The sequence below is a fragment of the Lysinibacillus sp. NPDC047702 genome, from assembly GCF_050272555.1.
Classification (GTDB): Bacteria; Bacillota; Bacilli; order Bacillales_A; family Planococcaceae; genus Lysinibacillus.
The window spans coordinates 52,966-65,809 of sequence record NZ_JBNNMG010000015.1; the positions used below are offsets into that span (position 1 = coordinate 52,966).

12 protein-coding genes are annotated in these 12,844 nt (G+C 36.1%); 11 read left to right on the forward strand and 1 reads right to left on the reverse strand.

The window, feature by feature from the left end:
* Window positions 1–5: 5 nt before the first annotated feature.
* The gene (gene yfkAB, locus ACQKIM_RS10060; RefSeq protein WP_427542810.1) at window positions 6–1,118 is read right to left on the reverse strand and encodes a radical SAM/CxCxxxxC motif protein YfkAB; all 1,113 of its coding nucleotides are present in this window, start codon (window positions 1,116–1,118) and stop codon (window positions 6–8) included.
* Window positions 1,119–1,354: 236 nt separating this feature from the next.
* Between yfkAB and ACQKIM_RS10065 the strand changes: the two genes are divergently transcribed.
* The 11 genes from ACQKIM_RS10065 (at window position 1,355) to cntE (ending at window position 12,647) form a co-directional block, all read left to right on the forward strand.
* Window positions 1,355–2,059 (forward strand): YjjG family noncanonical pyrimidine nucleotidase, encoded by a 705-nt coding sequence (locus tag ACQKIM_RS10065; RefSeq protein ID WP_427542813.1) that lies wholly within the window; start codon window positions 1,355–1,357, stop codon window positions 2,057–2,059.
* A 155-nt stretch (window positions 2,060–2,214) separates the two neighbouring features.
* Complete coding sequence (locus ACQKIM_RS10070; protein WP_427542816.1) at window positions 2,215–3,129, forward strand: S-layer homology domain-containing protein; 915 nt, start codon at window positions 2,215–2,217, stop codon at window positions 3,127–3,129.
* 288 nt (window positions 3,130–3,417) lie between these two features.
* A complete protein-coding gene (locus tag ACQKIM_RS10075; protein WP_427542819.1) occupies window positions 3,418–4,236 on the forward strand; it encodes a diaminopimelate epimerase in 819 nt (272 codons plus the stop codon).
* 24 nt (window positions 4,237–4,260) lie between these two features.
* Window positions 4,261–5,064, forward strand: coding sequence for an SAM-dependent methyltransferase (locus ACQKIM_RS10080; protein WP_427542821.1), 804 nt, complete (start codon window positions 4,261–4,263; stop codon window positions 5,062–5,064).
* Window positions 5,065–5,080: 16 nt separating this feature from the next.
* Window positions 5,081–6,370, forward strand: a complete 1,290-nt coding sequence (locus ACQKIM_RS10085; RefSeq protein WP_427542824.1) for an opine metallophore biosynthesis dehydrogenase — start codon at window positions 5,081–5,083, stop codon at window positions 6,368–6,370.
* Window positions 6,371–6,418: 48 nt separating this feature from the next.
* A complete protein-coding gene (cntA, locus tag ACQKIM_RS10090) occupies window positions 6,419–8,005 on the forward strand; it encodes a staphylopine-dependent metal ABC transporter substrate-binding lipoprotein (RefSeq protein WP_427542887.1) in 1,587 nt (528 codons plus the stop codon).
* A 53-nt stretch (window positions 8,006–8,058) separates the two neighbouring features.
* The gene (opp1B, locus tag ACQKIM_RS10095; protein WP_427542827.1) at window positions 8,059–8,997 is read left to right on the forward strand and encodes a nickel/cobalt ABC transporter permease; all 939 of its coding nucleotides are present in this window, start codon (window positions 8,059–8,061) and stop codon (window positions 8,995–8,997) included.
* The gene (gene cntC, locus ACQKIM_RS10100; RefSeq protein ID WP_427542830.1) at window positions 8,994–9,881 is read left to right on the forward strand and encodes a staphylopine uptake ABC transporter permease subunit CntC; all 888 of its coding nucleotides are present in this window, start codon (window positions 8,994–8,996) and stop codon (window positions 9,879–9,881) included. The genes opp1B and cntC overlap by 4 nt, the downstream gene beginning before the upstream one ends.
* 3 nt (window positions 9,882–9,884) lie before the next feature.
* Entirely contained in the window at window positions 9,885–10,706 is an 822-nt protein-coding gene (gene cntD / locus ACQKIM_RS10105) for a staphylopine uptake ABC transporter ATP-binding protein CntD (protein ID WP_427542833.1), read from the forward strand.
* A complete protein-coding gene (locus tag ACQKIM_RS10110) occupies window positions 10,693–11,448 on the forward strand; it encodes an ABC transporter ATP-binding protein (protein ID WP_427542890.1) in 756 nt (251 codons plus the stop codon). Before cntD ends, ACQKIM_RS10110 begins: the two co-directional genes overlap by 14 nt.
* 29 nt (window positions 11,449–11,477) lie before the next feature.
* A complete protein-coding gene (gene cntE, locus ACQKIM_RS10115) occupies window positions 11,478–12,647 on the forward strand; it encodes a staphylopine family metallophore export MFS transporter CntE (RefSeq protein ID WP_427542836.1) in 1,170 nt (389 codons plus the stop codon).
* The last annotated feature ends 197 nt before the right edge of the window (window positions 12,648–12,844 follow it).

Genomic DNA, 12,844 nt, shown 5'->3' on the forward strand with positions numbered 1-12,844 from the left:
TTTTTTTATATTTTAGCAGAGCCACTAACAAACTCCGATCCTTTATAATACATATTTTTAACAAGCACATTTGGACCTAAGCATTTGACTGCTGGACAATGACAGTTAAGTGACCTTGCTAAATCCGTGCCCATCCATTTGTCAAAAATAGCTGGTAATTCGTCATTCACAATATTGCCAAGTGCTGGTGTATCACCAAAGTCTGTGACAATTACATCACCTGTGAAAATATTGATATTTAAGCGAGAGCGACCATCGGGATCATTACGCATTGTTACATTTTTTGCTGCTCTTAATCGTTTTAAAAGCAGTTGATCTTCTTCATTCATACTGCATGGATAAAACGGTAGGGTACCAAATAGCATCCATGTGTTTTCATCTCGAACATCCAGCAGATGATGAATCGCATCACGAGTTTCTTCTAATGATAAAGAGGTGAGGGAACTGGCGAAATCAGAAGGGTACATTGGATGCCACTCGTGTCTAGCACATTTCATTTCGTCTACAACTTGACGATGGATATGCTCTATATAAGGTAATGTTCTTTTGTTGAGCATCGTTTCCGCAGATACCATGACACCATGTTCAGCAAGCATTTTTGAATTATTAATCATGCGTTGGAATAAAGCTGCACGCTGTTCATACGTCGGCTTTCTCTCCATCATCGCAAAGCCAGTTTCGACGAATTCATCAATAGTACCCCAGTTATGTGAAATATGTAGTACATCTAAATAGGGGGCAATTAGTAAATAACGCTCTGGCTCCAACGTTAAGTTTGAGTTGATTTGTGTGCGGACTCCTCGAGCATGTGCATACTTTAATAGTGGTAGTACGTAGTTTTGTACAGATTTTTTGCTCATCATAGGTTCGCCGCCAGTGATGCTGAGTGTTTTTAAGTGTGGAATCTCATCAAGGCGTTTCGTGATTAAGTTCATTGGCAGTGCCTCAGGGTCTTTAGTTTGTAATGTATAGCCAACTGCACAGTGAGCACAGCGCATATTACAAAGGGTTGTTGTTGTAAATTCAATATTTGATAGGGTCATGTGCCCATGTTGCTGAACATCTAAATACGCTTCCCAAGGATCAAATGCAGGCGTAATTTTTTGTAGGGTAGTCATAATTCGTACATCTTCCTTTCTAGCAATCTATTGTCTCATATTCATTGCTATTTTCAAATATGAAATTATCAAACTAGCTATTTTTAGGATAATTTTCACCATCATTTAGTGAATAATCTGCTTGTTCAAACCAAATATTGGATAAAGAAAAATGATTTAGCTGTTATTTTTTTAGAAAAACGTTATGATAGAAAGAGCGAAATGGTATCATAGCACCAAAGAAAGTAGGAAATAACATGACAAAGTATGAAACATTATTGTTTGATGTAGATGACACTTTATTAGATTTTGATGTTGCTGAAAATACAGCACTTGATTATTTATTTAAGCAGGAAAACATCACAGCAACCCCAACATTGGTTGCACGTTATAAAGAAATAAATGAATCTATGTGGCGTGCTTTTGAACTCGGTGAAATGGCTAAAGATACGCTACATAATACGAGATTTTCCACTGCATTAAAGGAATTCGGCTATGATGTTGATGGTGCTTATTTTGAAGCAATCTTTCAAAAATATTTGCAGGAGGCACACCATTATGTTGACGGTGCCTATGAAGTCATTGAGCAGCTAGCGAACCACTATGATTTATATGTTGTATCTAATGGCAAAACAGGCACTCAAAATAAACGATTACAGGATGCACAGCTAGCTCAATTTTTTAAAGGCATCTTTATTTCAGAGCAAACTGGCTTTCAGAAACCTATGCCAGCCTTTTTTGACTACGTTTTTGAACGTATTGATGGTTTACAAAAGAATAGAACATTAATCATTGGAGATTCATTAACCTCTGATATAAAAGGCGGATTACAAGCAGGCATTGATACATGCTGGTTTAATATACGCCATATTGACAATACAAGTACGATTCAACCGCATTACGAGATAAAAAAACTACACGAGCTACATGTCTTATTAGACAATAAAATAACAATACTATAGAAACATACTTACTACACTTCGCAAATTGAGGTGTAGTTTTTTGTTGGAAAATTTCTAGGACTAGAGAGCTTGATGGAGTATATGCTAAAAATACTATATTTTTACAAAGTGTATTCCAGTATGATAGTTTTAGATGAAAAGAAAGGAGCAGCAACATGAAAGGAAAAATTCGAGTGGGAGTACTAGTAGGAATACTAAGTATTTCATTGGTAACTCCTTTGCAAGCGCACGCCTATCAAGAGCCCACGGATTATGTACATATGAAAACATCAAATATGATCGTTTACTCTGCCTATGGTGCCAAAATTAATGCCTCTGAAAAGGGTGATACGTTTAGTATAAAAGCTACTATCGTCAATAACCGCCAGCCTCTAGAAATTGAAATTTTCAAAAATGGACGGGATGGAATTTTAAAACAAGTGGCTAAAAAAGGGGTAATGGAGCCTGTTGCGTATCGAGACTTAGGAGATCGTGTGATTGCCACAATTCATAATAATGCAGAATTAAAATTTGTCAATCCACAGCCAATTTACTTTCGAGATACAGATCATTCAGTGTATAGTACGTATATTTCTACATTAGCGGAACGGGGGATTGTTCAAGGCAGAACAGCAGATCGTTTTGGTGTCAATGATTCTTTAACACGTGCTCAATTTAGTGCATTACTAGTTCGTGCCTTCAGCTTTCAACCAGTTCAAGCAACTCAATTTAAAGATATTAATGCCAAGAAATCCTGGTATGGAGGCTATGTTGGTGCATTACATTCTTTAGGAATTATTAAAGGAAAATCTCAAAATTTATTTGATCCTAATGGGGAAATAACACGACAGCAGGCAATATTAATGCTTGGTAGAACATTGGATGCAGTGGATTTTGTTCAAGAAGGATTTGTGGCTTTACCTTATCAAGATAGCTTCAATCTACACGAGGAAGCATTGCACCATACGCAAACATTATATGCCATTGGAGCTTTAAACAACAATATAAATTTATTACCAAATCAAACGATTACACGAGGAGAGTTTGCTAAAATGCTAGCGGTCTCATTACAAGCTGCCGGAAGATTATAATAGCAACAGTAAGTCGAGGACATTATGTCTCTCGACTTTTTTTTTATTGTTTTTATCAGTAAATTTGTTTAATTACATTGCAAAAAGTACAGAATCAATTTGAATTTGCTCCTATGTGGTTGAAGTATATGCTGATTGCTTTTCAAAGATAAGTTTTCAAAATTTGTTATTTCATCTATTGACAACCGTGAAAAATATGGTAAATTAAAAAACATGAATGATAATAGTAATCATTACGATTAACGTTATTTTTCTAAATATGGGTGAAATATTAAGAAGGAGTTTTCTATGTTACAGGAAGTTGAATTTATAAAAATGAACCCTACAGAAAATATGACCGTATTAATAAAAACACCTCATGCTATCGCAGATTACGCAAAAATTGCGACAAAAATAATGTCCTATAGCAATGTCCATGCTGAACAAGTTGGCTTTATATGTGAATCAGCACTTGATGATGTACATGCAAGACTCTGCATGTCAGGTGGCGAATTTTGTGGAAATGCTTGTATGGCTCTTGCTTGTTTACTCGCTTCGGAACAGCCAAGTATAAAAAATGTTGTACTGGAGTCCTCAGGGATGGAGGATTTAGTTATTTGTACTGTTGAAAAAAATGCTCAGCAATTTGAGTGCCAAGTAACTATGCCTGTGCCTCATAAAGTTTGGAGAAGAGAGCTTCCTTTTGGAGCAATCAAACTTGAAACAATCTTTATCAAATATGACCGTTTTCTTCACATTATTGTAAAAGTGAATGCTTTTGACAATGCTGTAAAGGAAAATGCGGAGAGTCTTGCTAGATTATTGGGAAGCGCAATGGATGAACAGCTAATCGGTATATTATTGTACAAAGAAGAAAGTGCCGAGTTAGAGCCTCTTATCTTTGTACCAGCTTTAGATAGCATGGTATGGGAAAGTGGATGTGGCTCAGGAACAGCATCTATTGGTTATTTTTTAGCATGGAAAAACAGGGCAGAGGTTATGGCCAATGTGAAGCAGCCCGGAGGCATTATCCAAGTTTTTGCTAACTACACAGAGACATCAAAGTATGCACACATTAAGGGTGTCGTTGAAATAGTAGCAAAGGGAACAGCATATATTGAACTTTAATTCCAAGGCATAGGAGTGAAGTATGTGAAGGTTGCACAATCGTTTTTAGGAAAACTACATGACTTCGATAAAAAATTTCAGCTCTTGATAGACCAAAGCAATCAGCATCAAGCGGAGAATGAAAATCTAGAGCTACGAGAAATAATTGATGACTATTCTTCATTTATTACGAACCCTGATCATGAAAAATATTGGCTTCATTTAGAGACATCAATTGAAATAGTACCGTTAATGAAGAATTTAAGAGCAAATTCCTCTATTTGCGTCAAAATTATGGAAAAATATCGAGCTTTAAAATTATTACATGAAAATGAGGAGATTGCTAACTATTTTCGTAATATTGAAGACTGTATTGAAAAGGAATTTGGAGGATTTCAAATTACCAATCAATCAAAGGTGCTATTAGTGGGATCTGGTGCTTTTCCTATGACCTTATTATTGATTGCAGAACGAACAGGTGCCGAAGTCTTTGGCATTGATATTGATGATGAAGCGATTGAATTGGGAAGACAGGTGGTACATAAATTAGGAAAGCATTTACTGATTCAAATTGACAATAAGCCTGTAGAGGACCTCGCAGCTATTCAACAAATTAGCCATATTATATTTAGCTCAACCGTTAGCTGTAAATATGACATATTAGAGCAATTATATGATGTCACAAATCAGGATGTAATTGTTGCGATGCGATATGGAAATGGATTAAAGTCTCTTTTTAATTATCCTATGAGAACGGTGGATACAACAAAATGGCGATTAGTGGAGCAAATTATACACCCTCAAAGTGTATTCGATATTGCTCTGTATCAAAAAGTACAATCAATTTGATAGATAGGAGAAGGGTATGACTTATTTTAAAAGGGTTTTACTGTTAGGAACAGGACCGACAGCTATTCAATTAGCTGTCAATCTTAAGAATTATTTTAATAGTAAAGTAGCTATTGCTGGTCGAGAATCTTTACGCTCCAAAATGTTCTATGAAGCTGTAATCCAACATCAGCTTGCATTTAAAGTACATATACAAAACCCACAGCATCAATCTGTCGCGGGAGAATGTATGATCGATGAACTTTTTAAGGGTTATCATACAATCTCAGGAGATTGGGATACAGCTGTCCTAAGTGTCACTACAGATGCTTATCTGGACGTATTATCACAAATTGATTGCCAAGTATTGAAGAAGGTCAAGTGTTTTCTTTTAATTTCACCTACATTTGGCTCTAATCATTTAATTAGGAACTATTTAAAGCAAATTTCATCTTGTGCTGAGGTGATTAGCTTCTCTACCTATTATGGGGATACAAGATGGCTTCAGGATGTACCTTCAAATGAGGTGATAACAACAGGGGTAAAGAAAACCATTTACATTGGCTCTAATGGGGCAAAAATGGATCGATTGGCAAAGCTAAGTGAACTATTTTATCAGTTAGGCATTCAATTGAAAGTTTTAGCAACACCTTTAGAGGCAGAAACAAGAAATATCTCTTTATATGTACATCCTGCCTTATTTATGAATGATTTTTCATTAAAGGCTATATTTGATGAGCAAACGATAAAAAAGTATGTTTATAAGCTTTATCCTGAGGGGCCTATTACATATACAATGATTCGACATTTATTAAATTATTGGAAAGAAATGATGGAAATTACGAAGCGGGTCAATATACAACCTCTGAATCTATTAAAGTTCATGGTAGATGATAACTATCCATTACAACCTGCTAGTATTGCCCGACAAGATATAGAGAATTTCAACAAGCTCGAATCTATTTATCAAGAGTATCTACTCTATATTCGATATGCTTCCTTATTAATAGATCCATTTTCTAAACCTACTCAAGAGGGAAAATATTTTGATTTTTCTGCGGTTCCTATTAGAAGGATTTTTATGAATCATGAGGGAGAATGGGATATTCCTAGAATGCCAAAAGAGGACTATTATCGTGTGAAAATTATTCAGGGAATTGCTAAGGCATTAAGGCTAAAATGCCCAACAATTGATTTATTCATACAAACCTATGAAAAAAAGCTCCAACAAATGGTAGCTTCATCTCAGAACAAATCATACTCAGAGGCATTCCAAGTTAAATCTTTTTCACAGGATATTGAGATGATATGTAATAATTTAACATAAAAAGTTAATAATACAAAATAACTGCACTATAAGGAGCGAACAGCATTGATTAAAAGAATACAAACAACTATAGCAATGATTTTTGCACTATTCATACTAGTGGCATGCTCAACGACTACAGAAGAAAGTGAGTTGAAAAAAGATGAGCTAGTGTATGCCACTGTAAAGGACATCAATGACATGAATCCTCATTTATACCCAGGCTCTATGTCGGCTCAAGGCATGGTTTATGAATCATTAGTAGAAAATACGGAAGAGGGTATTCAACCATTGCTTGCTGAATCCTGGAATATTTCGGAGGATGGGACAATCTATACTTTCCATTTAAGAAAAGATGTTGTTTTTCAAGATGGAGAGTCGTTTAATGCGGATGCTGTCAAACAAAATATTGAGGCAGTTCAACGAAATAAGGAAAAGCATGCATGGATTAAATTATCAACAAAAATTTTGAATGTAGAGTCTATTGATGAATGGACTGTTAGATTAACGCTTTCTGAGGCATATTATCCAACATTAGTGGAGTTATCTATGACGCGACCATATGTGTTCCTTTCACCTAAAGATTTTAAAAATGGGGATACAAAAGATGGTGTCCAAGGCTTTCATGGCACAGGACCTTATCAGCTAGCGGAGCATAAGGTAGATCAATATGCTGTATTTGAGGCAAATGAAAAATATTGGGCAGGATCACCAAAAATAAAAAAAATTACAGCTAAGGTTTTGCCTGCGGGAGAAACAACACTGCTAGCCTTGCAAAAAGGAGAAGTAAATTTTGTCTTTACGGATGATCGGGGGGCAGACAGTATTCATATAGAAGGCATGAACAAGCTAGTACAGTCAGGTGAGTATCAACTTGCTAGAAGTAAGCAAATGAATACAAAAATGATTGTGGCTAACAGCAGTAAAATGGATAATCCCGCTAGTGATAAGAGTGTACGGGAGGCTATATGGTACGCCATCGATCGCGAAACAATTAGCCGTGATATTTTCCGAGAAGCTGAAACACCAGCAAATTCACTTTTTTCCACAAATGTTAATTATGCAGCTATTCCATTACAACAGCGAAAATACGATACTGCAAAAGCGAATGATTTATTAGAAAAAGCTGGATGGACAAGAAGTACTGAGGGAGCAGTACGAGAAAAAAATGGTAAGAAATTAATGATGCAGCTTTTTTATGATAGTAATTCATCGTCTCAAAAGGCACAGGGTGAGTATATTCAACATGCATTAAAAAACATTGGCATCGATTTAGATTTAATTGGGGAGGAATCCACTTCCATCGCCAATCGAAGAACTACAGGAGAGTATGATTTATTATTCAATCAAACATGGGGCTTAGCATATGATCCGCAAAGTACTGTGGCTGCTTTTACGGCTTCCTATAAACATGCAACACAGGGAATTGCAAATGCCAACCAATTCTATCAAAAGATTGAGGATGTTTTAGTTTCTAGAGAGGAAGAACAGCGCAAGGCATTATACAAGGATATTTTGACAACTATACATGAGGAGGCAATCTTTATTCCTCTTACGCATGGCAATGTAACGGTAGTGGCTCCTAAGCAATTACAGGGTATTTCGTTTAAGCAGACGCAATACGAATTACCATTTGAACAAATGTATTTTCAATAGTTTGGCAAATGGTCTCAAACTAAGTTCATTGCTAAATTTACAGGAGGTTTTCGATGGGAGCTTATATTTTTAAGAGGATGCTTATTACGATTCCCATGCTTATTGCTGTATCATTTATAACCTTTCTATTAGTTAGTTTTTCCCCCATAGAGCCTGCTGAGATTGTGTTACAGGCTCAAGAGGTGCCTGTTATTACGGAAGAATTACTGCATCAAACGAATGAAGAGCTTGGATTTAATAAGCCATTTCTTACGCAATACTTGAATTGGCTGATAGCAAGCCTGCATTTTGATTTTGGTGATTCCTATGTAAAAAATGAATCGGTTAAGAATCTTATCCAGCCCGCCTTTAGTAATACATTAAAATTGACGATCGCCTCCTCGACTATTATTGTGATTTTTTCTATAGTATTCGGCGTAATTTGTGCTCTCCATGAAAGACAGGTTATTGATCGAGCATTAAGTGCGATTTTGATGTTATTGACGGCTATACCAACCTATGGGTTAGGTGCTCTATTTATAATTCTGTTTTCCGTCAAACTTAATCTTCTACCAACTAGTGGAATGGAGGATGGGCTCAAAAGCTATGTTTTACCTGTTATCGTATTAGCCTTAGGATATATTGGCATTTATTTCAGAACAATTCGTAGTGCGATGCTTAATCAGATGCAGGAGGATTATGTACTTTATGAACGGGCATGTGGCCTATCAGAAGGAAAAATTACTTGGCATATTTTACGTAATTCACTACAGGTAGCGGTATCAATATTTTGTATGGCAATTCCGTTAATTTTAGGCGGAACAGTAGTGATTGAAAATGTTTTTGCCTGGCCTGGCTTGGGGAGCTTAAGTTTAAATGCCATTCTAAGCAGGGATTATCCAGTTATCCAAGCATACGTTTTGATTGTAGCTGCTGCATTTGTTGTTTTTAACATGCTTGCAGATATGATAAATGTTGCGTTGAATCCTCGTTTAAGGAGTGGTAGTAGATGATATCTATAAAAAATTTAAGGAAAGATAGAGTCGGTTTATTTTCCTTGCTTTTTATAGTGCTTGTCATGGTAGTCGGTTTGTTTGCACCAATGCTAGCACCACATGATCCACTGGCTGTAAGGATGGAGCTTCGTTATGCACCACCTTCCTGGAAGTACTTATTTGGAAACGATCATTTAGGTAGAGATATTTTTTCAAGAATTCTATACGGCATTCGACCTAGTGTACTCTGGGTGTTTGTTGCTTTGATTATTTCTACTTCATTAGGGGCATTGCTCGGCTTTTTATCGGGGTATTATAGAGGGAATGTAGATGCGTTAATTATGAGAATCTGTGATGTGATGCTTTCTTTTCCTACATATGTTATTACCATTGCTATTGTAGCTATTTTAGGTGTGGGCTTAGAAAATATTCTAATTGCTTTTATCATCATAAAATGGGCGTGGTTTACTCGTATTATTAGAACATCTGTATTGCAGTATGTGGAGATGGATTATGTAAAATATGCCCGTACTATTGGTATGTCCCCAGTCCATATCATCCATAAACATATTCTACCATTAAGCTTTTCAGATATAGCAGTTGTAGCAAGCAGCTCAATGAGTTCAATGATGCTGCAAATATCGGGTCTATCTTTTTTAGGGTTAGGTATGAAAGCACCTCATGCAGAATGGGGAATGATGCTAAGTGAAGCAAGGGAGGTTATGTTTACCCGTCCAGAATCAATGATTGCTCCAGGTGTTGCTATAGTAAGTGTAGTATTAGCTTTTAATTTTTTCGCAGATTCTTTACAGGTTGCACTTAATCCAAAACTGCGACAGCCAGCAAAACGGAAAAGAAACAATTTTCAATTCATGCTACATAAAAGAGAGGTGGCGAAATAGGAGATGGTTGTATTAGAGGTCAAACACTTAAAAGTTTGGGATGAACATACAGGGCTTGTCATTGTTCGTAATACCTCTTTTAAGCTAAACAGAGGGAAATGCCTTGCCATTGTTGGTGAGAGTGGTAGTGGCAAATCACTTACTTGTCAAGCTATTATGCGCCTTACAAAAAAACCGTTCAAACAAGCAGGTGAAATTTATTTAACTCATGTTCCTTTACATGAGTTATCTGAGCAAGAAATGCGGAAAAAAAGAGGTAAACATATATATATGATCCTTCAAAATGGAATGACAGCATTTGATCCTTCTTGCAAGATAAAGGTGCAGTTAATGGAAATATTAAAAACTCATTTTGATTGGAATGAGCAGGCAATGGAGCAAAAATTGACGCAAGCTATGGAGAGTATCAATTTAAGGAATGCCAAAAAAAGTTTAAATTGTTATCCATATCAGCTATCAGGTGGAATGCTTCAGCGAATAATGATTGCATTAGCATTAGTGCTAGAGCCAGATGTAATCATTGCAGATGAACCCACTACTGGGCTAGACACCATTTCACAATTTGAGGTAATAAATCAGCTATTGAAGCTTCGCCAAACAATGAAAAGTGCTATTATTTTTGTTTCCCATGATCTAGGAATTGTTCGCAAAATTGCTGATGAGGTGATAGTGATGAAGGGTGGAGAGGTTGTCGAAAAGGGGAGTGTGGAGAGGATTTTTACGAATCCATCCCATGACTATACAAAATTTTTAATGTTCACTAGGGAGGCTTTAGGTATCAAATTTAAAGAAATAATGGAGAAAAGCTATGCTGCTAAAAGTTGAAGATGTCTATAAGTCATATGGGGCAAAGGGTTTTTTCAAAGGTTACCAACAAACCATACTTGAAAATATTAATTTAACATGCGTACAGGGAGAATGCTTGGGGATTATTGGTGAAAGTGGTAGTGGCAAATCAACACTTGGGCGATTATTAACGGGTATTGAAAAGCCTGATAGCGGTACTATTACAATCGCTGGAAGGGATATTTTAAATAGGCAGCAGCGTTTTGGCAATATAAGTATTGTTTTTCAGGATTACCGTTCCTCTATCAATCCGTTTTTTTCTGTAGAAGCAGCTATTTTAGAGTCTTTAAAAGTAGCTAAAAGAAAGAGAATAAAGAAAGAGAATCTAGATATCCTTATTGATGAATTGCTTTTAAAGGTCGGACTGTCACCGCAATACAGAAGTAAATACCCTCATGAATTATCAGGTGGAGAGGTTCAACGAGTATGTATAGCAAGAGCAATTTCTACTGAGCCAAACTTTATAGTATTAGACGAAGCAATTAGTTCATTGGATGCCACAATACAACTACAAATTTTAGATTTACTGATAGCTTTAAAAAATGATTATGGTATGGGCTATATCTTTATAACGCATGATCTCCAAGCGGCAGCCTATATTTGCGATCGAATGATTATTTTTAAGGATGGGCAAATACAAGAAACACTCGATACAAAAAACTTATCTCAGGTAAAATCCGTTTATGCTAAAAAGTTATTGCAACATCATATATCCTTTTAAGAAAATTTTAAGAATAAGGGGGGAGCATGTTGAAGGGTGCTATGTCATGGCCATTTATACGACTTTATGTACTCGTATTGCTTTATTTCAGTGCAAACTCTATTTTAAATATATTTATTCCATTACAGGGGGAGGCACTTGGTGCTAGCAATACGACAATTGGTATTGTGATGGGTGCCTATTTATTTACAACAATGCTTTTTCGCCCCTGGGCTGGGCAATTAATCGATCAATATGGTCCAATAAAGGTCTTACATATTATTTTACTGGTCAATGGCTTGGCTTTAATCTTGTATACGGTGACGGGTTTAGGTGGATACCTGTTAGCACGGATTATGCAGGGAATATCAACTGCCTTCTTTTCAATGGCTTTACAAATTGGTATTATAGATGCTTTACCTGAGAAAGATCGATCTCAGGGAATTTCATTATATTCATTATTTTCGTATATACCGGGTATAATAGGACCTCTTTTGGCGTTGGGAATTTGGCAACAGGGAATGAATACATTTACGATCGTTATGGTTACAATTGCCATTGTTACAGGAATTGTTGGCTACAGCTCTAAAATAGGGGGAAAAGAACCGCTCGCATCCAAAGAAAATCAAAAAAAGATAAGCGTTTTTTACTCATTTAAAGAATTAATTAAAAATCGAATTTTCTTGAAATGTAGCATCATTATGCTTGTGTCTTCCATTGTATTTGGGGCAGTTACGACATTTATTCCATTATATGCACAGCAAATAAACAAGGGTAGTGCGGGAATTTATTTGATGTTACAGGCAGCAGTAGTGGTATTGGCACGCCTAACCTTAAAAAAATTTATTCCTTCAAATGGAAAATGGCATAATCCTTTTATGATGGCTGCTATGATTATTTTAGCTTGTGCTGCATGGGCTGTAAGCTTTGCTTTAGAGGGCGGTATTCTTTTCTTTTATGTAGGCTCAATTTTAATGGGTCTTGCACAGGCAATTGTTTATCCAACACTGACCACCTATTTAAGCTTTGTTTTAGACAAGGATAATCGGAATATGCTATTAGGTTTATTTATTGCCATGGCAGACTTAGGTGTTTCGCTTGGTAGTATGATGATGGGACCAATTGCAGATGCTTTATCTTTTTCCTATATGTATGGTATATGTGCATGTTTAGGCTTGCTCATGGTATTGTTTTCATTTGAAAAAAGAGCAAGTTATTGAAAATAGTAATTATCACTATTTTCAGTGATATGTTTTTTCCTATTCAGTGAACTTACAAACTCCCGCTGAATCTAGATAACCCCGACGTATAAACGGATATTGGAGTGGAGCTTTTTTGCGAGCTCAATAAAATCCGGAGGCAATGACACTGAGGCGTAATTGATATCTCTAAAGGTATAAAAATCATTACAACAGGC

What these genes read in the sequence shown, in the direction of transcription:
- ACQKIM_RS10070 (WP_427542816.1), top strand. Translation starts at nt 2,215, where the DNA reads ATGAAAGGAAAAATTCGAGTGGGAGTACTAGTAGGAATACTAAGTATT.
- cntC (WP_427542830.1), top strand. Translation starts at nt 8,994, where the DNA reads ATGATATCTATAAAAAATTTAAGGAAAGATAGAGTCGGTTTATTTTCC.
- yfkAB (WP_427542810.1), bottom strand. Translation starts at nt 1,118, where the DNA reads ATGACTACCCTACAAAAAATTACGCCTGCATTTGATCCTTGGGAAGCG.
- opp1B (WP_427542827.1), top strand. Translation starts at nt 8,059, where the DNA reads ATGGGAGCTTATATTTTTAAGAGGATGCTTATTACGATTCCCATGCTT.
- ACQKIM_RS10075 (WP_427542819.1), top strand. Translation starts at nt 3,418, where the DNA reads ATGTTACAGGAAGTTGAATTTATAAAAATGAACCCTACAGAAAATATG.
- ACQKIM_RS10085 (WP_427542824.1), top strand. Translation starts at nt 5,081, where the DNA reads ATGACTTATTTTAAAAGGGTTTTACTGTTAGGAACAGGACCGACAGCT.
- cntD (WP_427542833.1), top strand. Translation starts at nt 9,885, where the DNA reads ATGGTTGTATTAGAGGTCAAACACTTAAAAGTTTGGGATGAACATACA.
- ACQKIM_RS10065 (WP_427542813.1), top strand. Translation starts at nt 1,355, where the DNA reads ATGACAAAGTATGAAACATTATTGTTTGATGTAGATGACACTTTATTA.